Source organism: Bordetella pseudohinzii (assembly GCF_000657795.2).
Lineage (GTDB): Bacteria > Pseudomonadota > Gammaproteobacteria > Burkholderiales > Burkholderiaceae_B > Bordetella > Bordetella pseudohinzii.
This window is the reverse complement of the sequence record NZ_JHEP02000001.1, coordinates 142,154-164,366: the sequence shown is the minus strand read 5'-3', so window position 1 is coordinate 164,366 and position 22,213 is coordinate 142,154. Positions and strand designations below refer to the sequence as shown.

The 22,213-nt window shown below is 69.7% G+C and carries 25 protein-coding genes; 6 read left to right on the top strand and 19 right to left on the bottom strand.

Annotation, left to right across the window (positions count from 1 at the left end; genetic code table 11):
• Window positions 1-150: 150 nt before the first annotated feature.
• Entirely contained in the window at window positions 151-1,197 is a 1,047-nt protein-coding gene (locus L540_RS22050) for a methyl-accepting chemotaxis protein (protein WP_043209257.1), read from the top strand.
• Window positions 1,198-1,254: 57 nt separating this feature from the next.
• Entirely contained in the window at window positions 1,255-1,965 is a 711-nt protein-coding gene (gene ypfH, locus L540_RS00740; protein WP_043209255.1) for an esterase, read from the top strand.
• Between the two features lie 34 nt (window positions 1,966-1,999).
• Here ypfH and L540_RS00735 read toward each other — a convergent pair whose 3' ends face one another.
• The 7 genes from L540_RS00735 to queE form a co-directional block, all read right to left on the bottom strand.
• The gene (locus tag L540_RS00735; RefSeq protein WP_043209253.1) at window positions 2,000-3,433 is read right to left on the bottom strand and encodes an efflux transporter outer membrane subunit; all 1,434 of its coding nucleotides are present in this window, start codon (window positions 3,431-3,433) and stop codon (window positions 2,000-2,002) included.
• Between the two features lie 40 nt (window positions 3,434-3,473).
• A complete protein-coding gene (locus L540_RS00730; protein ID WP_043209251.1) occupies window positions 3,474-4,370 on the bottom strand; it encodes an efflux RND transporter periplasmic adaptor subunit in 897 nt (298 codons plus the stop codon).
• Window positions 4,371-4,374: 4 nt separating this feature from the next.
• Window positions 4,375-4,587, bottom strand: coding sequence for a DUF1656 domain-containing protein (locus L540_RS00725; protein WP_043209249.1), 213 nt, complete (start codon window positions 4,585-4,587; stop codon window positions 4,375-4,377).
• 5 nt (window positions 4,588-4,592) lie between these two features.
• On the bottom strand, window positions 4,593-6,644 hold the full coding sequence (locus tag L540_RS00720) for an FUSC family protein (protein WP_043209247.1): 2,052 nt from the start codon (window positions 6,642-6,644) through the stop codon (window positions 4,593-4,595).
• Window positions 6,641-7,108: a MarR family winged helix-turn-helix transcriptional regulator gene (locus tag L540_RS00715; RefSeq protein ID WP_043209245.1), complete on the bottom strand. Its 468-nt coding sequence runs from the start codon at window positions 7,106-7,108 to the stop codon at window positions 6,641-6,643. The genes L540_RS00720 and L540_RS00715 overlap by 4 nt, the downstream gene beginning before the upstream one ends.
• 129 nt (window positions 7,109-7,237) lie before the next feature.
• Entirely contained in the window at window positions 7,238-7,684 is a 447-nt protein-coding gene (gene queD, locus L540_RS00710; RefSeq protein ID WP_043209243.1) for a 6-carboxytetrahydropterin synthase QueD, read from the bottom strand.
• A gap of 28 nt (window positions 7,685-7,712) precedes the next feature.
• Window positions 7,713-8,345, bottom strand: coding sequence for a 7-carboxy-7-deazaguanine synthase (gene queE / locus L540_RS00705; RefSeq protein ID WP_043209240.1), 633 nt, complete (start codon window positions 8,343-8,345; stop codon window positions 7,713-7,715).
• A 121-nt stretch (window positions 8,346-8,466) separates the two neighbouring features.
• Here queE and arfB point away from each other — a divergent pair, with 121 nt between their 5' ends.
• Window positions 8,467-8,883, top strand: coding sequence for an alternative ribosome rescue aminoacyl-tRNA hydrolase ArfB (arfB, locus tag L540_RS00700; RefSeq protein ID WP_043209239.1), 417 nt, complete (start codon window positions 8,467-8,469; stop codon window positions 8,881-8,883).
• Here arfB and L540_RS00695 read toward each other — a convergent pair.
• Window positions 8,880-9,704, bottom strand: a complete 825-nt coding sequence (locus L540_RS00695) for a CPBP family intramembrane glutamic endopeptidase (protein ID WP_043209236.1) — start codon at window positions 9,702-9,704, stop codon at window positions 8,880-8,882. The genes arfB and L540_RS00695 overlap by 4 nt on opposite strands.
• A gap of 131 nt (window positions 9,705-9,835) precedes the next feature.
• On the opposite strand from L540_RS00695, the gene L540_RS00690 reads away from it, so the two are divergent.
• A complete protein-coding gene (locus L540_RS00690) occupies window positions 9,836-10,210 on the top strand; it encodes an MAPEG family protein (RefSeq protein ID WP_043209234.1) in 375 nt (124 codons plus the stop codon).
• 22 nt (window positions 10,211-10,232) lie between these two features.
• On the opposite strand, the gene L540_RS00685 is transcribed toward L540_RS00690, so the two are convergent.
• From L540_RS00685 to L540_RS00650, 8 genes are all read right to left on the bottom strand, one after another.
• Window positions 10,233-10,691, bottom strand: coding sequence for a carboxypeptidase-like regulatory domain-containing protein (locus L540_RS00685; RefSeq protein WP_043209232.1), 459 nt, complete (start codon window positions 10,689-10,691; stop codon window positions 10,233-10,235).
• A 134-nt stretch (window positions 10,692-10,825) separates the two neighbouring features.
• Complete coding sequence (locus L540_RS00680; RefSeq protein WP_043209231.1) at window positions 10,826-11,593, bottom strand: NRDE family protein; 768 nt, start codon at window positions 11,591-11,593, stop codon at window positions 10,826-10,828.
• A 1-nt stretch (window position 11,594) separates the two neighbouring features.
• The gene (locus L540_RS00675; RefSeq protein WP_043209229.1) at window positions 11,595-12,077 is read right to left on the bottom strand and encodes a YbaK/prolyl-tRNA synthetase associated domain-containing protein; all 483 of its coding nucleotides are present in this window, start codon (window positions 12,075-12,077) and stop codon (window positions 11,595-11,597) included.
• A 30-nt stretch (window positions 12,078-12,107) separates the two neighbouring features.
• Window positions 12,108-13,562, bottom strand: coding sequence for an efflux transporter outer membrane subunit (locus tag L540_RS00670; protein ID WP_043209227.1), 1,455 nt, complete (start codon window positions 13,560-13,562; stop codon window positions 12,108-12,110).
• 8 nt (window positions 13,563-13,570) lie between these two features.
• A complete protein-coding gene (locus L540_RS00665; protein WP_048025749.1) occupies window positions 13,571-14,671 on the bottom strand; it encodes an ABC transporter permease in 1,101 nt (366 codons plus the stop codon).
• Window positions 14,672-14,721: 50 nt separating this feature from the next.
• Window positions 14,722-15,660 carry an ABC transporter ATP-binding protein gene (locus L540_RS00660; RefSeq protein WP_043209225.1) on the bottom strand — a complete coding sequence of 313 codons (939 nt, stop codon included), beginning with the start codon at window positions 15,658-15,660 and terminating at the stop codon, window positions 14,722-14,724.
• On the bottom strand, window positions 15,657-16,649 hold the full coding sequence (locus L540_RS00655; RefSeq protein ID WP_043209221.1) for an HlyD family secretion protein: 993 nt from the start codon (window positions 16,647-16,649) through the stop codon (window positions 15,657-15,659). Before L540_RS00655 ends, L540_RS00660 begins: the two co-directional genes overlap by 4 nt.
• Window positions 16,646-17,308, bottom strand: a complete 663-nt coding sequence (locus L540_RS00650) for a TetR/AcrR family transcriptional regulator (protein WP_043209219.1) — start codon at window positions 17,306-17,308, stop codon at window positions 16,646-16,648. Before L540_RS00650 ends, L540_RS00655 begins: the two co-directional genes overlap by 4 nt.
• A gap of 106 nt (window positions 17,309-17,414) precedes the next feature.
• On the opposite strand from L540_RS00650, the gene L540_RS00645 reads away from it, so the two are divergent.
• Window positions 17,415-18,455: an NADP-dependent oxidoreductase gene (locus L540_RS00645; RefSeq protein ID WP_043209217.1), complete on the top strand. Its 1,041-nt coding sequence runs from the start codon at window positions 17,415-17,417 to the stop codon at window positions 18,453-18,455.
• On the top strand, window positions 18,452-19,138 hold the full coding sequence (locus L540_RS00640; RefSeq protein WP_043209215.1) for a type 1 glutamine amidotransferase domain-containing protein: 687 nt from the start codon (window positions 18,452-18,454) through the stop codon (window positions 19,136-19,138). Before L540_RS00645 ends, L540_RS00640 begins: the two co-directional genes overlap by 4 nt.
• A 7-nt stretch (window positions 19,139-19,145) precedes the next feature.
• On the opposite strand, the gene L540_RS00635 is transcribed toward L540_RS00640, so the two are convergent.
• The 3 genes from L540_RS00635 to L540_RS00625 all read right to left on the bottom strand — a co-directional run bounded on the left by L540_RS00635 (window position 19,146) and on the right by L540_RS00625 (window position 22,211).
• On the bottom strand, window positions 19,146-20,753 hold the full coding sequence (locus L540_RS00635) for a glycerol-3-phosphate dehydrogenase/oxidase (RefSeq protein WP_043209212.1): 1,608 nt from the start codon (window positions 20,751-20,753) through the stop codon (window positions 19,146-19,148).
• A 15-nt stretch (window positions 20,754-20,768) separates the two neighbouring features.
• Entirely contained in the window at window positions 20,769-21,542 is a 774-nt protein-coding gene (locus L540_RS00630) for a DeoR/GlpR family DNA-binding transcription regulator (protein WP_043209211.1), read from the bottom strand.
• Window positions 21,543-21,665: 123 nt separating this feature from the next.
• On the bottom strand, window positions 21,666-22,211 hold the full coding sequence (locus L540_RS00625) for a nucleotidyltransferase family protein (RefSeq protein ID WP_043209209.1): 546 nt from the start codon (window positions 22,209-22,211) through the stop codon (window positions 21,666-21,668).
• Window positions 22,212-22,213: the final 2 nt, after the last annotated feature.

Sequence of the window (22,213 nt, the reverse complement as noted above, 5' to 3'; positions counted from 1 at the left end):
CCGCGCCCGAGGCGGGAGGCCCCGTGCCGTGGCCCAAAGCGGGGCGGAAACCGACCGCAAGAGGGAGAAACAGCGCCGGGCCGGGCTTGGCATGTTTCCTGCTTGGGAAGGCTTATCTGTTTCCACCACCCTGCAAGAGGAGCAGTCATCATGGCCCACCTTCCCGAGAAGATCGTCGAGCTTTCGCGCCGCGTGGAAAAAATCTCCAACGACAAGATCTCCAGCATCGTCGACATCAATCAGCAAGCCAAATACCTCTCCCTGAACGCCCGCATCGAGGCCGCGCGTTCCGGCGAGGCGGGACGCGGCTTCGCGGTCGTGGCCAACCAGGTGCAATTCGTCTCCGAGCAGATCACCAGCATCGCCGATGCCCTGAAACAGGAACTGGCGGGTTCGATCGCCGACCTGATCCGCATCGGCGAGCACACCTTGCAGGAAATCCGCGGCCATGAAGGCCGGCGCCTGGGCGACCTGGCCCTGAACATGATAGAGACCATGGACCGCAATCTCTACGAGCGGTCCTGCGACGTGCGCTGGTGGGCCACCGATTCCTCGCTGGTCGATCTGCTTGTGTCCGGCCAGGGCGCCAGCCATGCCAGCGAGCGGCTGGGCGTCATCCTGGACAGCTACACCGTCTATCTCGATCTCTGGGTGGCCGATGCCCGGGGGCGGGTGGTGGCCAGCGGCCGGCCCGGGCGCTATCCGCGCGTCACGGGCGCCGATGTGTCGCAGGCCGAGTGGTTCCGACGCGGCATGGCCACGGCCAGCGGCGGCGATTACGCCGCGCTCGACATCCATTGCGAACCGCTCCTGGACAATGCCCAGGTCGCCACCTATGCCACGGCCGTGCGCGCCGGGGCCGAGCGCGACGGCGAGCCGCTGGGCGTGCTGGGCATTTTCTTCGACTGGGCGCAGCAGGCCGACACCATCGTGCGCTCGGTGGGCCTGAGCGAGGAAGAGTGGCGCCGCACGCGCTGCATGCTGATCGACAGCAAGGATCGCGTCATTGCCGCCTCGGACGGCCAGGGCCTGCTCAAGGAACGCTGCCTGCTGCGCAATGAAGGGCAGCCTCGCGGCTATTACCAGAACGCCGATCGCAGCATGGTGGGCTATGCGCTCACGCCGGGTTATGAAACCTATCCCGGCCTGGGCTGGTACGGCGTCATCATCCAGCACCCGCGCCGCGAGTTCGAATGAGCAGGGATAGAATGGGAGTTCATGGGGCCTGGCCCCGAGCGACACCGGATCCGCATCATGAACACACCCGTCGGCACCGCCATCGAATTCCTGCCCGAGCCGCACATCGACGTCAAACAGCTCTTCATTCTTCTGCATGGCGTGGGCGGCACGCCGGACGGCCTGGAAAGCATGGCCCTGGCCATCCGCCAGGCTTTTCCGGCCTCGGCCGTGCTGATCCCGGCCGGCACCGAGCCCTTTGACGGCGGCGGCGCCGGCCGCCAGTGGTTTTCCGTGCGCGGCGTCACCGAAGAAAACCGCGCGGCGCGCGTGGCGGCGGCCCTGCCGCCGCTGGTGGCCTATATCCAGGCGCAGCAGCAGCGCCTGGGCCTGCTGCAATCGGATACCGCCCTGGCGGGCTTCTCGCAGGGGGCCATCATGGCGCTGGAGGCCGTGCAGGCTCACGAAGGCCTGGCCGGGCGGGTGCTGGCCTTTTCGGGCCGCTATGCCCAGCTGCCCAAGGCGCCGCCCCAATACACCACCATCCATATCCTGCACGGCGCGGCCGATCCGGTCATGCCGGTGGCCCTTGCCCAGGCCGCCCACGCGCGGCTCGATGAACTGCATGGCGACGCCACCATCGACATCGCCAGCTCCGTCGGCCATGAACTGCATCCGGCCCTGGTGCAGCGGGGCATCGTGCGCTTGCAGACCTGCGTGCCCCTGCGCAGCTGGGAAGCCGCGCTGGGCCTGAACCAGGCCCCGCCCGACGGCAGCACCGTGCATTGAAGCCGCGCTGACCGACACCCGCGGCGCCGCCGCCTTATTGCGGCGCCGGCGTCTCCGTTTCCCAGCCGCCGCCCAGGGCCAGGAAGAGCGCGATCTGGTCGGTGGACAAGCTGGCCTGCGAGGCGGCCAGCGCGCTTTCATTGCTGGCCAGCGTGCGTTCGGCGTCGAGCACGGTCAGATAATCGGTCTTGCCGAGCTGGAACAACTGCCGCGCCTGGTTCGCGGCCAGGGCGCTCTGGTCGCGCGCGGCGCGCAGCGCGGCATCGCGGTCCAGCTGGCGCGCATAGGTGACCAGCGCGCTCTCGGTTTCGCGCAAGGCGTTGAGCACGGCGCCGTCGAAACGGGCCAGCGCCGCCTTGGTCGAGGCTTGCGCCTCGGCGATGCGGGCCTGGACCGCGCCCGTATTGGGCAGGGTCCAGGTGATGAGCGGACCCACGCTCCAGCTGAAGGTGCCGCGGTCGCCGAACATCGTGGCCGGGCCGCCCGAGGCGCCGGACAGGCCCAGCGAGATCTTGGGATAGAGATCGGCCGTGGCCACGCCGATGCGCGCGGTGGCGGCGGCCAGGCTGCGTTCGGCCTGGCGGATGTCGGGACGGCGGCGCAGCAGCGCGGCGCCGTCGCCCACCGGGATGGTCTGCGCCAGGCGCGGCGCCTGGGCGCATTGCAGCAGGGTCTGCGGCAGTTCGGCCGGGGCGCGGCCGGTGAGGGCGGCCAGGCGATAGAAGGCCGTGCGCTGCTGGGCCTCGAAGGGCGGCAGATTGGCCTGCAATTGCTCCAGCTGGCTGCGCGCGCGCGACAGGTCCAGCGAGGTGCCGCGCCCGGCCTGCTGCAGGCGCTGCACGGCGTCGACCGATTCGCGCTGCACGTCCACCGAGTGCCGCGCCGAGGCCAGCTGCATGCCGGCCGAGCACAGATCGGCATAGGCGCGCGCGGTCTCGGCGACCACGGTCACGCGGGCCGCGTCATAGGCGGCCTGGGCGGCCTGTTCATCGCCCCGCGCCGCCTCGATGGCGCGGCGGATCTGGCCGAACAGGTCGACCTGATAGGAGATGCTGGCGCCGCTGGAATATGACCAGCGGTCCTGCGGGCGGACATCGGGCTGCAATTCCTGGACGCCCGAGACATGGCCGAACGTCGGCGAGGCGTTCACGCCCAGCGTGGGCGATTGCTGCGCCTGGGCTTCGCGCGTCATGGCCTGGGAGCGTTCCAGGTTGGCGGCGGCCACGCGCAGGTCGGTGTTGGCCGCCAGCGCCGATTCGACCAGCTGGTCGAGCACGGGGTCTTGGTACAGGCGCCACCAGTTCGGCGGCAGCGCCTGCTGCGGATGGGCCGCGGCTTCGGCGAAGGGCGCTTGCGCCGCGGGCCGCAGGGCCGCCGCGTCATCGGGCACGCGGTAGTCGGGGCCGACGGCGCCGCAACCCGCCAGCGCGAGCGCCAATGTCAGCGGGATCAGGGTTCGGATATTCATGGCGGGACTTCGGATGCAAAAATCAGTCGGATAAAACAGCTCAGTGTTTGGCGGCCAGGGCCGCGGTATCGATGGCCACGGTGGCCGTCTGGCCGGCGACCAGGCGCACGCCTTCGGGCACTTCGTCGATGCGCACGCGCACCGGGATGCGCTGGGCCAGCCGCACCCAGTTGAAGGTCGGGTTCACATTGGGCAGCAGGTTGGCGCTGGTGCTGCGGTCGCGGTCGGCGATGCCCATGGCCACGCTTTCCACATGGCCGCGGATCTGCCGCGATTCGCCCATCAGCGTGACCAGCACCGGATCGCCTTCGTGGATGTTGGGCAGCTTGGTCTCTTCGAAATACCCTTCGACGTAGAAAGAGCCCGCATCGACCAGGGCCATCACGGCCCGTCCGGCGCTGGCATACGAGCCCACGCGCAGGTCCAGGTTGGTGACCCGGCCGTCGACGGCGGCCAGCACACGGCTGCGCTGCAGATTCAGGCGGGCGACGTTCAGCTGCACCTCGGCCTGGGCCAGCGCGGCCTCGGTTTGCTGCAGGCGCGTCTGGCTCTGTTCCAGCGTCTCGGCCGAGACCAGCTGGCCCAGGGAGCGGTTGCGCTTGACGTCGCGCGTGGCCTGTTCGCGGGCCACCTGCTCGGCGCGCACCGCGGCATCGGCCTGGTCGAAGGCCAGCTGGAAACGGGCGCGGTCGATTTCGAACAAGATGTCGCCGGCCTTGACGTCCTGGTTATCCTGGACAGGCACGGCCGTCACCAGGCCGGACACATCGGGGGCGACCTGCACGACATAGGCCTTGACGCGGCCATCGCGGGTCCAGGGTTCGACTTCGTAGTGAACCCAGAGTTGCCACCCGGCATAGACCGCGGCGAGCACGGCAAGCGCGGTGACGGCATATCTGCCAAGCGCGGCCGGACGGAGCGAGTTGGGGAGTTTCATACTGCTATCTCTGGAGGAAATAAGGGGAAATCAGGTAGACGCCATACAGCAGCACCACGGCCAGCGCGAGGTCGAACAAGGCCGGATGCCAGACGAGGCGATAGAAACCCGCGCGGGCGAGCACGCGCCGCAAGACCCAGCTCAGGAGCAGCGCCGGCAGCGCCAGCACCAGCAGCCAGGGGAAATAAATGCCGTAGAAATTGAATTCGCCTATCATTTTTTTCAGCCCTCCTGGACAGCCATCAGAGGGCGGTAAGCCTGGGCATCGGGAAAAAACGCGCGCCGGATGCCCACCAGCGCCACCACGGCGCGTTCGCGCGCGGCCTGGCCCGAGTCGGGCGTGGCGCACACGCTTTGCAGCGCGCGGTCGATATGAGTCAGCAATGCGGCCGGGCGCTCGCCATGCCGGCCGGACAAGCGCTGGCGGAAGCTCTCGGCCAGGCCGCGCAGCACCGGCTGGATGGCCGCGTCGGCCACGGGCAGGTGGCGCCGGGCGCGCTGCAATTCGGCGATGTCCTTGCCCACGCGCAAATCCTTCAAGGCGTCATCGGCCAGCTGGTCGTCGCGGCGCTTGGCCATGGCCAGGCGCGGCTGCAAGAGGCCGATGCGGTCCAGCAGCCGGGCGGCAAAGGCCTGGCGCCCGATCACGCGGTGCGCGCCGGCCAGCGCGGCCAGCTCCTTCCAGTTGGCGCTTTGCAGGCGGCGCGTGCTCCATTCCACGCTGACGGTGCGGAAAATGGCGGCGATGATGGCCGCCATCGCCACGCCGATGCACTGGGCCAGCGTGGTGTCCAGGAAGGACACCAGATCGGCGGTGTGGGTGTCGTGCAGGGCCAGCGTGCCCGTCAGGCCGAAGAAAACCGCCATGGCCTTGGACGCCGTCGTGGGCCGCGCCAGAAAGATGCCGGTCACAAAAGCCACCGGAAACAGCGACAGCGCCAACATCTCGAATGAATGCACGGCCGGCATGATGCCCAGCAGGTACAGCGCCGACAGCGGGATGGAATAAATCGTGTAGGTCAGGAACTGCATGATGCCGGGCACGGGGTTGTCCTGGGCGGCGAAAAAACAGCTGAAGATGGCCGCCATCAGCGCCGCCGTGGCCCCATTGCTCCACGCCGTGCCTATCCAGAAGAGGCAGCACACCGAGATCGCCAGGCCGGCGGCCAGCGCCGACAGCAGGGCCAGGCCGTGGTCGCGGTGCAGGGCCGGGCCGCGGGTGAGGCGGCGCGCCGAGGCCCGCGGCTTGCCTTGCAGGCCGGCGCGGATGTCCAGCCGCAGCGCCAGGCAGGCGTCGTAGGTGTCGACCAGTTCGCGCAGGCGCACCACCAGGCTGGTGAGCAGGGCGTCATCCCAGCCGGATTCGGCCTGGATGGCGGGCGTCAGCCGCGTGAGCACGGCGCGCAGGCGCACGGCCTGTTCGCGCGTGGCCTGGGCGCTGTCGTCCATCCAGGCGGAGATATCGTCCATGACCGCGCGCATGGGGGCCGGCAGCTCGCGGCCGGCGGCCTCCAGCGCCTGCAGGCGGTCCTCGACGGCCGAGACGGCGGGCGTCAGGGCGATGATGCGGTCCTGCATGGCGGCCAGGGCATTGGCCGTCCAGCGGATATTGCCGGTGTCGAAAGGCACGTGGGTCGCCATCAGGCGCAGCTGTGTGATGTCATTGGCCAGCGTGCGGCGGTCCTTGGCGCCTTTTTTCTCGTCGCGTTCGCGCGCGCGCTTGATGACGTCCTGGATCCAGCTGCGCGCATCGCGCACCGTGGCGTCCAGCCGGCCCATCAGGGGCCGGCCGATGCCGCGCGGGAAGACCAGGCTGTGCGCCAGGGTGGCGCAGATGATGCCCAGGCTGATTTCCTCCACGCGGGCCAGCGCGGTATCGAACACCGTGGCCGGATCGCTCACGCTGGGAAAGCCGATCATGGCCGCCGTGTAGCCGGCCAGCATGAACAGATACGAGCGCGGCGTGCGGTCCAGCACGGCGATGTACAGGCAGAGGCCGACCCACAGCACCATGGCCAGGGTCATGAGCACGGGGTAGTTCGCCAGGCGGGGCACGGTATAGACCGTCATGGCCGAGCCGAAGAAGGTTCCGCCCAGGCGGTAGACCGCCTTGGAGCGCACGGCGCCCGACCAGGGCTGCGAGACGACATAGGCGGTCGTCATGGCCCAGAAGGGGCGCGGCAGGCCGATGCTGTACGACAGGTACAGCGCCGAAATCGCGCCTGCATAGCACTTGAGCGAAAACATGACCTCTTCGAGGCTGGGCAGCTTCATCGCTGGAAATCCTCCCGCGAGACGGCCGACTCGCGCCCGAGGGCGGTCTTGAGCTGCTCGAAGACGCGCAGGCAGATATCCAGGTCCGCTTCGGGGATGTCCTTGAAGATCTGGCGGCGCAGCTGCACCAGCACGCCTTCGACCTGTTCGCGCAGGGCCTGGCCGGATGCGGTCAGGTGCACGGTCTTGGCGCGCCGGTCCTGGGCGTCTTCGCGGCGTTCCAGCAGGCCGGCGGCCACGAGGTGGTCCAGCACGCGCACCAGCGAAGGGCCTTCGACCCCCAGGGCCTCGGCCAGGGCGCCTTGCCGCACGCCGTCGCCCAGGCGGCCGGTCAGGATGACAGGCCAGGCCGTGGCCTGGGACAGGCCGAAGTCGGCCAGTGCCTTGTCCGCGGCGCTGCGATAGGCGCGCGAAAGCACCATGAGATGCGCCGTCATGGCCATGAGTTGGGAGTCGTTATTCATAAATCACATTGTATCCTATTTAGTAGGAAGCTAATAAATAGGAAATCGCAATAATTCCCATGGATTCCCGCTATGGGTGGGAAGCTGACGCGGAAATGAAAAAGCGCCGGATTCGGCGCTTTGGGGGGCTCAGGCGCCGTCGCAGTCGGCCCAGCAATTGGGGGTTTCGTACAGGCGCACGCGCGTCAGCCTCAGGTGATGGCCATAGGCGTCTTGATAATGGGGCGCGAGCAAATCGAAGATGATGGCCGCCAGGTTCTCGGCCGTCGGGATGCGGTCCAGCACCACGGTCTTGTGGCCGGGCAGGGTGGCCAGGAAGTCGCGCACTGCCGTGTCGCCCTCATAGACCAGGAAGGCGTGGTCCCAGACGTCGACCACATGGGTCTTGGCGATGTGCTTGATGTCGGAGAAGTCCATCACCATGCCGGTATCGGACTGCCCAGGGGTCTGGACGACATCGCCGGTCAAGGTGATTTCCAGCACATAGCGATGGCCGTGCAGGTTGCGGCATTGGCTGCGGTGATCGGGGATGCGGTGGCCGGCATCGAACTCCAGCCTGCGGGTGACGGAAATCAACGGCCACCTCCGCGGGTGAATCGGACAATCATGGAATGCCTATGTATTTATGGGTCTGCACGCTCAGGCGCCATTGCGGATGCGCCATGCAATAACTTACCGCCGCTTCGGTATTGGCCAGGCGCTGGGGGCCGTCCATGGGCTGCAGGAAGAAATGCTCGAAATCCAGGCCGGCGAAGGCCTCGGGCGGCGTGTCGGCCTGGGGAAACACCAGCTTGAGTTCCTGCCCGCGCGTCTGCACCACCGGCGCGCGGCCCTTGGGGCTGACGCAGATCCAGTCCACGCCGGGCGGCACGGGCAGGGTGCCATTGGTCTCGATGGCGATGGTGAAGCCTTGCGCATGCACGGCGGCGATCAGCGCCTCGTCCAGCTGCAGCAGCGGTTCGCCGCCCGTGAACACCACGTAGCGGCCATGGGTCTGCGGCCCCCAGGCACGGGCGATGGCCTCGGCCAGCGCCTGGGCGTCGCGGAACTTGCCGCCGCCCTCGCCATCGGTGCCGACGAAGTCGGTGTCGCAGAAGGTACAGGCCGCCGTGGCGCGGTCGCTCTCGCGGCCCGACCAGAGATTGCAGCCCGAAAAACGGCAGAACACCGCCGCGCGCCCGGCCTGGGCGCCTTCGCCCTGCAGCGTCTTGAAGATTTCTTTGGCGGAGTAGGTCATGAAGAACCGGCGGCCGAAAGCGCCAGGCCGGCAGAATGCAAACCGCCATTTTACCGTCTGTGGCCGCCGGCGGCCCGCGGGCGTGGTTCAATTCAGGTTTGACCGGCCCGGCGCCATGGCGATGCTGCACATTCAGGACTCCCTCTATCTCGACGAACGCGAACTGGATTTCGGCATGATCCGGGCCCAGGGCGCGGGCGGCCAGAACGTCAATAAAGTCGCCAGCGCGGTCCATCTGCGCTTCGATGTGCGCGCCTCATCCTTGCCCGACGAGGTCAAGGAGGCGGTGCTGGCGCTGTCGGATCGGCGCCTGACCAAGGAAGGCGTGCTGGTCATCAAGGCCCAGGCTTACCGCAGCCAGGACAAGAATCGCGCCGAGGCGGTCGAGCGGCTGCTGGCCGTCTTGCGCCAGGCGCTGGTCAAGGCGCCGCCGCGCCGGGCGACGCGGCCCACCCTGGCGTCGCAGCGCCGGCGCGTGCAGCGCAAGGTGCAGCGCGGCGGCATCAAGCGCCTCAGGGGCCGGGTGGGCGAAGATTAGGCCAGGGCGGGGTAGCTGAAGAGCGCGAAGTGCGCGGTGTTCAGCAGCAGATGCGCCAGCACGGCCGCGGCCAGTCCGCCGCGATGATAGGCCCAGCCATAGAACAGGCCGGCCAGCGCGGCCAGGGCCATGAGCCCGGGGCCGCCCGCGAAATGCGCCCATCCAAAGAGCAGGGCGGCCAGCAGGCAGGCCGGCGCGGCTCCCAGCCGCGGCGTGAGCTGCTGTTGCAGATAGGCGCGGAAGAAAGCTTCTTCGGCCAGCGTCACGAGCAGCGCATTATTGGCAAGCCACAGCCAGCCTTGCGCGGGCCAGCCCGGCGCCCAGGCGATCGCGCCCGCCAGCCAGGCCAGGCCCAGGCAGGCCAGGGCCGCGCCCAGCGCCGCCGCCAGGCCCGCGCCCAGGCCGCGGCGCCAGCCGCCGCGCAGCAGGGGCGGCGTCATGACGCACAGCACCCACCATGCGGCCAGCGGCTTGTCCAGGTTGAGATACATGCGCAGCGGCGCCGAACCGGGCTTGAGCGCCTCGTCGATGAGCAGCGGGTTGCGAAAGCCCGGCAGCAGATGCAGGGCCAGCGCCAAGGCCGTGAGCATGAAGAGGGCATGGCCGGCCAAGGCCATGGCCGGCTTGCCCTGGCGCAGCAGCCCGGCGCTGAGCAGCAGCAGGGCGAAGGCCAGGAGCGCCGGCGGCAGCAGCCATTGCTGCCAGGCGGCCAGGCCCAGGCCGGCCAGCAGCAGAGCCGCGCCCGGCTTGCGCGCCGAAGGCGACCACAGCAGGGCGTAGGCCGCGAAAATCAGCATCCAGGGCAGTAGCGGGGCGATCATGCGGTTTGGTCCGGGGTGAAGCGCGCATTGTAGGCAGGGCGCGGCGGCGGCGGGCCGGAACCGCGGGAAAATGCCCGTGAGTGGTGCTAAGGTGTGGGCAGCCCGGCCGGTGCCGGCGTAAAGGACGGCGCATGACGCATATTGCTTTGTTGATGGTGGCGGCGGCGATGCTGCCCTTGGTGGCCTCGATCGCCAGCAAGGCCGGCGGGCGGGGTTTCGATAACCGCGACCCGCGCCCCTGGCTGGACGCGCAAAAGGGCTGGCGCGGGCGGGCCAACGCCGCCCAGGCCAATAGCTTCGAGGCCTTGCCCTTCTTTTTCGCGGCGGTCTTGTTCGCGCTCTACACCCAGGCGGCCCCGGCCCATCTGGCCGTGCTCATGGGCGCCTGGGTCGTGGCGCGCCTGGTCTACCTGGCCCTGTATGTGGGCGGCTATGGCACGCTGCGCTCGCTGGCCTGGCTGGCCGCCTTCATCCTGAATATCCTGATCCTGTTCGCGGGGCGCTGAGGCCGCCGCGCGCGGCCCGGCCTTACTGCCATTCGAACATGGCGCGCGCGGTGCCCGAGGCGCCGACGGTCACGCGCTGGATCTTGTCCTGGCCGTTGGAACTGACCTTGATGCTGTAGCTGCCTGCCGGCAGGTTGGCCAGCAGATAGGGGCCTTCCGAGATGGTCTTCAGCACGACATGGCCCTGCGCATCGCGGATCTCGACCGGGATGTCGGCGAGGTATTGGGCCGTGCCCCCGGGGGCGCGCTGCGCGAAGGTGAGCATGAGGCGGTATTGGCCGGCCGCGGCCTTGATGGCATCGGACTGCCCTTCGCTGATGCCGCCCGACAGGAACTGCACCTCGCCCTGGTGATGGGTTTGCGGCATGTCGGCCAGATTGCCGTCATGATGCTGCCGCTGGGCCAGGGAGGCGCCGCTGGCGGCCATCAGGCCGGCCGCCGCCAGGGCGGCGATCATCGCGCGTTCGCGGTTTTTCTTCATGATAGAGACTCCTCTGAAGACGCGGCCGCCCATGAGGCCGGCATTGCGCGCCCGCGCGATCCGGTGGCGGCCGTATGCTTTATTGGATCATGCGCGGCCGGCGAAGTTCGCCGCCCGGATGGGCGCGGATCCGCTCATGCGGCCCGGAAGACCAGGTCGGTCTCGCCGGCCAGGCGCGCCTCGGGCGTGAAGCGCCGCTCGTGCAGCTCGCCTTGGCCATCATCGCGCCATAGCAGCACCGTCGAGCAGCGCGTGCCGTAATCGGGGCTGACGATGAAAGGACTACTCAAGAGGCGCTCACGCGCCAGGGGCAGGCCGGTGTGGGGCAGCGAGGCGTCATCGGCCGGCTCGCGATCGTCCAGCGCGGCGAACAGCGCCGGCAGGTTGGGCTGCGGGCCGCGGTCCAGCACGCCCGCCACCGAGGCCTTGAGGCGCACCAGCTTGGGCCAGGGCGTATCCAGCAGATGGTTGGACAGCGCGTAGACGCCATGGGCCAGATAGCGCGGCGCCGCCCCACGGTTGCTGTAGTACCAGGCCCCTTGCGCATCGCCCACGACGAGATTGAAGCCGTTGTAGCGCGCCCCTTGGCGCGCGACCTCGGCGATGTAGTCGCGCGCGGCCAGGCCACCGCCGAGATAGTGCTCGACCAGCGCGCCGCGCGAGGGCGCGCCGGCGATCTCCCGGCCGACTTCGCGGTAATTGGTGATGACGGCGTAGCGGCCGTTGTCGGCCGCGCCCATCCAGGTGCCGCCGGCCCGCAGATCGCGGCCGGCGTACAGGCGCGGCTGGCCGGGCCAGGCCATGGCCGGCGCGGTGGGGCGCGCATGGAATTCATCGCGATTGGCGGCGATAAGCACCGGTATCCCGGGCACGTGGTTCAGGGCGATGACGGCCAGGCACATATCAGGCGCGCACGAAGGCGGCGAGTTCGGGTTGGGCGATGCGGAAGTAGTCGTCGGTGCGCATGATGATGGACGCATCCAGGCGGCCCGCGTTGAAGACGATCTCGTCGTGGCGCTGGCGCAGCGTGGGATCGACGATGAGATGCAGCTCGGGGTTGAAGGAAAACGGCGGGATGGCGCCGATTTCGCAGCCGGTGAGTTCGCGGGCCAGCTCATGCGAGGCCAGCGCCGCCTTCTTGCCGCCCGCGGCCTGGGCGATGGCTTCCAGGTCGGCCTGGCCGTCGGCCGGAAACACCGCCAGCACATGTTTGCGCTGGGTGGAGCTCATCTTGACGCGGCAGACCAGGGCCTTGGCGCCCTGGCTGACTTCGGTGCCGCGCAGGGCGGCGACTTCGACGGACTTGCCGGCGGCTGGGTGGCGCAGAAGGCGGAAGGGCGCGGCCTGCGCGGTCAGCAGGTCCTGTAGTTGCTCAAAGACGTCCATGTAGGAAAAGAAGGGCCGGGACAGCCTCCATCATACGCCCGGCTCGGCGGGCGCCTCGTTCCACCAGCCGCCGCCCAGGGCGTGCATGAGCGCGGCCGTATCGGTGTAGCGGCTGGTCAGCGCATCGATACGGTCGCGCCGCGCGGCCAGCAGCTGGCGCTGCGCATCCAGCAGCGCCAGCTGGCTGATGCCGCCTTCGCGGTATTGGCGGCTGGCGGTGGCGTAGACGGCTTCGGTCTGGGCCTCGGCCTCGCGCTGCCGCGCGAGCGTCTGGGCATCGTGCTCGAGCGCGCGCAGGCTGTCGGCGACCTGCCGCCAGCCCTGCAGCACCGTGTCGCGATAGGCCGCCGCCGCCGCGTCGTAGGCGGCTTCGGCGCCCCGCTTGCGGGCGCGCAGCTCGCCGCCGCGCAACAGCGGCTGGGCCAGGCCCAGCCCGAGATTCCAGATGTTGACGCCATTGCCCAGGTCGCCCGCGTGCGTGCGCTGGGTGCCGAATCCGGCGCTCAGCGTCAGGCGCGGGTAGAGATTGGCCGTGGCCACGCCCACATCGGCGGCGGCGCGGTGCCAGGCCGCTTCGGCGGCCAGGATGTCCGGGCGCTGGCGCGCCAGCGCCGACGGCAGGCTGACCGGCACGTCGGCCGGCAGCGTCAGGCTGGCCAGTGTCAGGCCGGTGTCCGGCAGCGAGGCCGGATCGCGGCCCAGGTAGACGGCCAGTTGATGCGTGCTGCGCGCCAGCGCCTGGCGCAGCGCCGGCAGCTGGGCTTCGGTCTGCGCCGTGAGCGCGGCCTGCGCGCGCCATTCGCGCTGCGGCACGGCGCCGGCATCCAGCCGCTTGCGCACGATGCGCAATTGCTCGCGCTGCGCCTCGGCCAGGGCCGTGGCGGCCTGCAGCGTTTCGCGCTGGCCGGCCTGGCGGATGGCGGTCGTGACCACATTGGCCGCCAGCGTCATGCGGGCCGCCTGCCATTCATAGGCCGCGCGCTCGGCTTCGGCCGCATAACCCTCGACGGCGCGCCGCTCGCCGCCCCAGGCGTCCAGGGTATAGGCCACCGAGATCGAAGCGTTGTACAGCGTGAAGGGCGGCGGCTGGGGCACGGCGATCCCCATGGAGGAGGGGTCGACGCGCTGGCGCGCGCCCGACAGGTTGGCGTCCACGGCCGGCAGCAGGCGCGCGCCGGCCTCGGCGTTGACGGCTTCGCGCGCCTGCGCGAGCTTGGCGCGCGCCTGGGCCAGCGTGGGGCTGTCGGCCAGGGCCTGGCGCACCAGGCTGTCCAGCGCGGGCGAACGAAAGAGCTGCCACCATTGCGCCGGCACGTCGGCGCCGGCCCGCAGGGTCTGCGCATCGCCGTCCTGGCCGACGCGGGCGGGCAGGTCCAGCGGCGCGGCCTCGGAGACGGGACGCTGGAAGTCGGGGCCCGCGGCGCAGCCGGCCAGCAGCAGGGCCAGCGCGGGCAGGTATTTCGAGAGCGAAGCATGAATGGCCATAGGGATGCTCAGTCCAGGGTGCGGCGATAGAAGCGCAAGGCCAGGCCCATGATGACCAGCGTGAAGACGATCAGCGGCCAGATGCTGGGCCACAGGTCGATCCAGCCATTGCCCTTGAGCAGGATGCCGCGGATCAGCCGGTTGTAATAGGTCAGCGGCAGGACATTGCCGATGGCCTGCGCCCAGGCCGGCATGCCCAGGAAGGGAAACATAAAGCCCGAGAGCAGCAGATTGGGCAGGAAGTAGAACATCGCCAGCTGCAGGGCCTGAAGCTGGTTCTGCGCCACCGACGACAGCGTGATGCCCACGGTCAGGTTGGCCGCCACGAACAGCAGGGTGGTCAGGTAGACGGCCAGCAGGCTGCCTTCGAAAGGCACATGGAAGACAAAGCGGGCCGCGGTGAGCGTGATGGTGGCCTGGATCAGGCCGATGGCGATATAGGGCATGATCTTGCCCGTCATCACCTCCAGCGGCGTGACCGGCATGGCGAGCAGGTTCTCCATGGTGCCGCGTTCGCGCTCGCGCGTCATGGCCAGGCCCGTGATCATCACCAGGGTGAGCGTGAGCACCATGCCGATCAGGCCCGGCACGGTGTTGTATTGGGAGACCTGCTCTTCGTTGTAGAGCCTGTGCACCTGGACGCCGAAGGCGGGCGGGCCGCCGGCCAGCGAGGCCAGCGGCCCGGTCAGGTCGCGGCGCGTGACGCTGTCGGCCAGCTGCGCGGCCGCGCCGATGGCCATGCCGGTGGCCAGCGGATCGGTGGCGTCGGCCTCGATCAGCAGGGACGGCCGCTCGCCGCGCAACAGTTTGCGCGTGAAGTCCGGCGGGATGGATACGACGAAGAGCACGTCGCCGCGCGCCAGGGCCCGCCGGGCGCTGGCTTCGTCCTTGAGCGCCGGCACGATCTTGAAGTAGTCGGAGGCCGACATGGCGGCGATATAGCTGCGCGTGAATTCGCTCTGGTCGGCCGCCAGCACGGCGGTGGGCAATTGCTTGGGATCGGTGTTGATGGCGTAGCCGAAGAGCGCGAGCTGCACCAGCGGCAGGATGATGATCATGCCGAAGGTGATGCGGTCGCGGCGCAGCTGGAGGAACTCTTTCAGCACCATGCTCCACCAGCGGCGCCAGGAAAAAAACCGGCCGGCCTCGCGCGGCGTGTTCACGGCCGGCTCCCGAAGTTGTCGCTGGCGCGGCTCATGAGATAGATGAAGACATCCTCCAGGCTGGTCTCGACCGGCTCTATCTTCAGGCCGCGCGCCTGGGCGGCCTGGCGCAGGGTCTGCTCCAGCGGGCCGCCGGCCTGGCCGCTGACGTGCAGGGCATTGCCGAAGGCCACGGTCTGGGCCACGCCGCGCTGTCCGCGCAGCCATTGTCCCAGCGGCACCAGGTCGGCGCCGCGCACGGCCCAGGTCTGCAGCTGCTGGCTGGCGGTGATGCTCTCGGCCGTGCCCTGGGCGAGCATGCGCCCATAGGCCAGGTAGGCCAGCTTGTGGCAGCGCTCGGCCTCGTCCATGTAGTGGGTGCTGACCAGCACCGAAATGCCTTGCGCGGCCAGCGCGTGCAGCTCCTCCCAGAAGTCGCGCCGCGCGGTCGGATCCACGCCGGCGGTGGGCTCGTCCAGCAGCAGCAATTGCGGCTCGTGCAGCAGGCAGGCCGCCAGGGCCAGCCGCTGTTTCCAGCCGCCGGACAAAGATCCCGCCAGCTGGCCGGCGCGGCCCTGCAGGCGCAGTTGCTCCAGCGCGCGGTCCACGGCCTGGCGGCGGGCGGGCATGCCGTAGATGCGCGCCACGAAATCCAGGTTCTCGCGGATGGTGAGGTCTTCCCAGTAGGAGAAGCGCTGCGTCATATAGCCGACGTGGCGCTTGATGCTGCCGCTGTCGCGCAGGATGTCGTAGCCCAGGCAGCTGCCGCTGCCGGCATCGGGCGTGAGCAGGCCGCACATCATGCGGATGCAGGTCGTCTTGCCGCTGCCATTGGGCCCGAGAAAACCATAGATCTCGCCGCGCCCGACCTGCAATGACACCTGGTCGACCACCAGCTTGCCGCCAAAGCGCTTGGACAGGCCCTGCACATCGATGACCGGCGCGCTGTCCGTCATTGCGCCGTCCCGTCCAGCCGCACATCCACGGGCTGGCCGGGATGCAGGCGCGTGGCCTGGTCGGCCTGCGGACGCGCCTCGACCATGAAGACCAGCTTGCCGCGCACTTCGCGGCTGTAGATCACGGGCGGCGTGTACTCGGCCTGGGTGGCGATATAGCTGATGCGCGCGGGGATGGGGGCGCCGCAGCCGTCGCAGGCCGCCTCGAGCGCCTGGCCCAGGCGCAAGCGCCCAAGCTCGTCCTGCGGCACGAAGAAACGCAGCTTGATATTGCCCGGCGGGAGCAGGCGCACGACGGGGCTGCCGGCGGCCACCCATTCGCCGGGGCGGTAGAGCGTGTCGAACACCAGGGCGGCGGCGGGCGCCTCGGCGCGGCGCTGCGCCAGGGTCCATTCGGCCTGGGCCAGCGCGGCCTGGGCCGCCTGCACATCGGCCTGCTGGGCCTGGCGCTGCTGATCGCGGCCGGGCAGGGCGGCGACCTGCAACTGCGCCCGCAGCTCGCGCACCTGCGCGCGATTGGCGTCGGCCAGGGCGCGGCTGTTGTCCAGCTCCTGGCGCGAGATGCCGCCGTCGCGGTATTGGCGCGTGTCGCGCGCGAGCTGGGCATCGCTGCGCGTCTGTTCGGCCTGGGCGCGCAGCAGCTGGGCGCGCACCACGTCCACTTCGGGCGGGCGCTTGCCGCTGGCCGTGTCGGCCAACTGCGCCTGCGCGGCGGCCAGGCGCGCGCGGGCCTCGTCGCGCGCGGCGCTTTCACGGTCGTGCTCCAGCGTGAACAACAGGGCGTTTTCATCCACCTGGCGGCCGCGTTCGACATCCAGCGTGAGCAGGCGCCCCGATTGGGTGGGCGCCACGGCGACGAACTCGCCTTCGGCATAGCCTTGATAGGCCGTCGCCTGCTCGCGGCCGCAGGCCGCGAGCAGGCAGGACGCCAGGGCCAGGGCGGCAAGGCGCGCCAGCCGGATCATGGACGGGGTCATGGGCAGGGTCATGGGCGGCGGGAAGGAGAAGGAAAGAGCCCGTGCTCGATCAGGGCGCAGGCGTGGGCGGCGACGGTCGCCGTATCCAGCGCCGGCTCCTGCGCCCAGACCCGTCGCCAGATGCCGGCGGTGGCCAGCGGCAGCAGGGTCATGCCGAGGATGGATAGAAAGACCAGCCGGGGATCGATGTCGGCGTGGACCTTGCCGCGAGCTTGCGCCTGCGCCAGCGCCTGGGCGAAGCCGCGCAGCCGCTCGATGGGCAGATGGGCCAGCACGCGCTCGCGCAGTTCGCCGCCCTCGTTGACGACCTCGCGCATCCACAGCGGCGGCAGCCAGGGGCGCTGGGCGGCGCATTCCATCAGGCGGGCCACGATGGCGCGCACCATCTCGCGCGGCCCGCGGGCCTTGGCCGGCGGCTCCCAGACGTACTCGATGAGCGGCACCAGGCGCTCGGCCACCAGGGTGTCGAGCAGGGCCTCGCGGTTGCGGAAGTAGTAATGCACCATGGCCGGCGTGAGACCGGCCGCGCGCGCGATATGCGCGATGGTGGTGGCGGCCACGCCATGCCGGGCGAATTGCGCGGTGGCGGTATCGAGCAGCAGCGCGCGCGTGGCGCTGGCATCGGGTTGGGCGGGGCGGCCCGGACGGCGGGCGGGACGGGAGGCAGCCATGCCGCCGATTTTAATTAATGAAGAAATTAATTAAAAGAGGGCCGGGTTTTGTGCGCCGCCGCAGCCCTGGTGTAAAAGGGTAGGGACATCGCCAAGGAGGCCGCGCATGACCCAGCAATCCGCCACCGTCAATCGCCGCATCGTGCTTGCCCGCCGTCCGCAGGGCGAGCCCCTGGAGACCGACTTCCGCCTGGAGACCGAGGCCGTGCCGCGGGTCGGGCCGGGGCAGATTCTGCTGCGCACCGTCTATCTCTCGCTGGACCCTTATATGCGCGGACGCATGAGCGACGCGCCTTCCTATGCCAAGCCGGTCGAGCTGGGCGAAGTCATGGTGGGCGGCACGGTGTGCCGCGTGGCCGCCAGCCAGCATCCGGATTATGCGGTGGGCGAATGGGTGCTGGCGCAAAGCGGCTGGCAGGACTACGCCCTGTCGGATGGCCGCGGCCTGCTCAGGCTGGGCAGCGCGGCGCGTCATCCTTCCTATGCGCTGGGCGTGCTGGGCATGCCGGGCTATACCGGCTACATGGGCCTGCTCGATATCGGCCAGCCCAAGCCGGGCGAGACCGTGGTCGTGGCCGCGGCCAGCGGGGCGGTGGGCTCGGTGGTGGGGCAGGTGGCCCGCATCAAGGGCTGCCGTGTCGTGGGCATCGCCGGCGGCGTGGACAAGTGCCGCTACGCGGTCGAGGAACTGGGCTTCGACGCCTGCGTGGACCATCGGGCCGCCGACCTGGCCGGGCGCCTGGCCGAGGTCACGCCCGAGGGCATCGATGTCTATTTCGAGAACGTGGGCGGCAAGGTCTTCGACGCCGTGCTGCCGCGCCTGAATCCGCGCGCCCGCGTGCCGGTGTGCGGCTTGATCTCGGCCTATAACGCCACCGAGCCGCCCGCCGGCCCGGACCGCCTGCCCGCCCTCATGGGCACGCTGCTGCGCAAGCGCATCCGCATGCAGGGCTTCATCATCATGCAGGACTATCCCGAAGGCTTCGGCGAATTCCGGCAGATCATGGGCGGCTGGCTGGAGCAGGGCTACATCAAGTACCGCGAGGATATCGTCGAGGGCCTGGAGGCCGCGGGCCGCGGCCTCATCGGCCTGTTGCGGGGCGAAAACGCGGGCAAGCGCATCGTGCGCGTGGGAGACGAAACATGAGGGTGCTCATGGTGCTCACCTCGCATGACCGCCTGGGCGATACCGGCCGCAAGACCGGCTTCTGGCTGGAGGAATTCGCCGCGCCCTATTACGTCCTGCGCGAGGCCGGCGCCCGGATCACGCTGGCTTCGCCCGCGGGCGGGCAGCCGCCCCTGGATCCCAAGAGCGATGAGCCCGGCGCGCAGACCGACGCGACCCGCCGCTTTGCCGCCGACGATGCGGCGCGCGCGCAATTGGCCGCCACGCGCAAGCTGGATGAACTGAGCGCGGCGGATTTCGATGCGGTGTTCTATCCGGGCGGGCATGGGCCCCTGTGGGACTTGGCCGAAGACCGTCATTCGGTGGGCCTGATCGAGGCCATGCTGGCCGCCGGCAAGCCCGTGGCCGCGGTCTGCCACGCCCCGGGCGTGCTGCGCCATGCCAAGGCGCCGGACGGCAAGCCACTGGTGGCCGCGCGCCAGGTGACCGGATTCAGCAATGCCGAAGAAGCGGCCGTCCAATTGACGGCGGTCGTGCCCTTTCTGGTGGAAGACGAGCTCAAGCGGCTGGGCGCCAGCTATAGCGCCGCGCCCCAGCCTTTCGCCGAGCATGTGGTGCGCGATGGCCTCCTGATCACCGGGCAGAACCCGGCGTCGTCGGCCGGCGCCGCCCGGGCCCTGCTGGCCGCGCTGGCGCGCGGCTGAACCCGCCTCAGGCCGGCGGCAGGCGGAAGGTCGCCGCCACGGCCTCGAAGTCGGCCAGCGTGCGCTGCTGCCAGGCCGCGTCATGGCCCAACTCCTGGGCCAGCAGGCGGGCCACTTCGGGCGCGGCCAGCTGCGCGGCTTCGGCATCCAGGAACAGCGCGCGGTTGCGGCGCGCCAGCACATCCTCGACCGTGCGCGCCAGCTCATGGCGCGCCGCATAGCGCACATGCGCTTCGGTCAGGCCGCTGGCCTTGACCAGCATGCGGTCGGCCCCGGGCAGGGCGCGCAAGGCCGGCAGGTCGGTGCCGTAATAGCTATCGGGCGTGCCCTGGGGCGCGGCCAGCCGGGCGCCGGGCGCCGGCGCGCCGTGCAGGCGCAGGTCGGCGCTGCGACAGGCGGCCTGGGGCAGCAGCTGGTTTTCGATGGCGGTGTCCACCACGTCCTGGGCCATCTTGCGATACGTGGTCCACTTGCCGCCGGTCACGGTGATCAGGCCGCTCTTGGAGACCAGGATGGTGTGCTCGCGCGATAGCGATTTGGTCGACGCCTCGCCCGTGGCCTTGACCAGCGGCCGCAGCCCGGCCCATACGCTGGTGACGTCGGCGCGCGTGGGCTTGCGCGTGAGATAGCGCGCCGCCGTTTCCAGGATGAACTCCACCTCGCCCGGCAGCGGGCGCGGATCGGCGGGCAGGTCCTGGCGCGCCGTGTCGGTGGTGCCGACAATGGTGTGGCCGTTCCAGGGCACCATGAAGAGCACACGGCCGTCATCCGTCTTGGGAACCAGGATGGCTTCGTCTCCGGGCAGGAAGTCGCGCGGCAGCGTCAGGTGCACGCCCTGGCTGGGCGCGACCATGGTCTGCGCGGCGGGATCGTCCATGCGGCGCACCGCGTCGACCCAGACGCCGGTGGCGTTGACGATGCATTTGCCGCGTATGGCATGGCGCGCGCCATCGATGGCGTCCTCGGTCTGCACGCCATCGACGCGGCCCTGCGCGTCGCGGCTCAGGCCGGTGACGCGCACATAGTTGATGGCCGTGCCGCCCTGGTCAAAGAGCGTGCGCATGAGCGAGACGGCCAGGCGCGCGTCGTCGAACTGGCCGTCGTAGTACAGCACGCCGCCGCGCAGCCGCTTGCCCTTGATCTCGGGAGCCAGCGTGCGCGCGTGGGTCAGCGTCTCGTCGCGCGACAGCCAGCGGCTGGGCGCCAGGTTGAGCGCGCCGGCCAGCATGTCGTACACCTTCAGGCCCACGCCATAAAAAGGCTGGTCCAGCAGCGAATAGGCCGGCACCACGAAACCCAGCGGCCAGGCCAGGTGGGGCGCATTGCGGTTGAGCAGGCCGCGTTCGTGCAGCGCCTCGCGCACCAGGCTGATATTGCCCTGCGCCAGGTAGCGCACGCCGCCATGCACGAGCTTGGTGGCCTTGCTGGACGTGCCCTTGGCGAAGTCCGCGCCCTCGATGAGCAAGGTGCGAAAGCCGCGCGACGCCGCGTCCACGGCGGTGCCCAGGCCGGTGGCGCCGCCGCCGATGATGATCACGTCCCAGGGGTCGGAGGTCTCCAGGCGGGCGAGAAGTTCTGCGCGCGAGGGCATGGCGTCGGAAGTGCTTGGATTCATGTTGGGCGGGAAAAATCAGGAAGCGTCGGTGGCGACGTCGCAGCGCACGCCAGCATCGCGCAGGATCTGGGCCAGCGGCGCCTGGGGCTCGGTGTCGGTGAAAAAACGGGTGATGCGGGAGATCGGCGCCAGTTCGACCATGGCCTGGCGCTGGAATTTGCTGCTGTCGGCGGCCAGCCAGACCTCGCGCGACTGCTCGATGATGGTCCGGGCCACGCGCACCTCGCGGAAGTCGTAGTCGCGCAAGGTGCCGTCGGCCTCGATGCCGGAGATGCCGATCAGGCCGATATCGACCTTGAACTGGCGGATGAACTCGATGGTCGCCTCGCCCGTGATGCCCCGGTCGCGCGGGCGCACCACGCCGCCGGCGACGATGACCTCGCAATCCGGGTTGTCCGAGAGGATGTCGGCCACATGCAGATTGTTGGTGATGACGCGCAAGCCGCGGTGCTTGAGCAGGGCGCGGGCGATGGCCTCGGTGGTCGTGCCGATATTGATCAGCAGCGAACAGCCATCGGGCACCGCGCGCGCCACGGCCTCGGCGATGCGCCGCTTGGCTTCGGCATGCAGGCCCTGGCGCTGGCGATAGGCGATGTTCTCGATGGTGGAGGCCTCGCTGCGCACGCCGCCATGAAAGCGCGACAGCATGCCGGCGTCGGCCAGCAGGTTGACGTCGCGGCGCACGGTCTGCAGCGTCACGTCGAAGGCGCGCGCCAGTTCTTCGATGGTGGCCGACCCCTGGGATCGGACACGTTCCAAAAGGGCGCTTTGGCGAGGGTTGAGTGTCATGGTTACATCATAAAACAACAAAAGCGAAAATACATAATCCTATTCGCGCATTGTTTTGTTTTCGCTTCCTGTCGTCATGACGCACGGGCGGCTATATTGCGTCCCCTTTTTTTTGGCGAGGAATCAGGGCGGCAGGCGCAGGAAAGGCCATTGCGCCAGCCACTGCTTCTCGTGCAGGCGGGCCTGGAACAGGGCGTGCTTGGCGCCCTGGAAGCGCGGCGTGGGGCGGACGATGCCGGCAAAGAGGTCGTCCAGGCCTAGCGGCGCGAGGATCTCGATCCGGTCGCCGGCGTCCAGCCGCACCGCGACGGCGGTGGCGGTTTCGGGCCAGCAGCGCAGGGCGTCGCCGCAGCAGGCATAGGGGGCGTCCTGGTTGCGCGCATGCATGCGGCTTTGGTTCTTGACCGACCAGGGGGCGGGCGGACCGGAGCGCGCCAGCCGGCGCTCCAGTGCCGCGTCGCGCAGCGGCTGGGCGCGCAAGCGGTCGAACCAGATCACATCGATGTCGGCGGGCAGGCGGGGCGGGCGCCCGGCCAGCGCGTCCCAGACGGCATTGCGCACAAAGCCCGCGCCTATCCAGGCGTCGGGCAGGGCCAGGGCGCGCACTTGGCGCAGCAGCGCCAGGCGCCGCGTATCGGCATGCAGGAGGTCGGCCAGGCGCTGCCGCATGG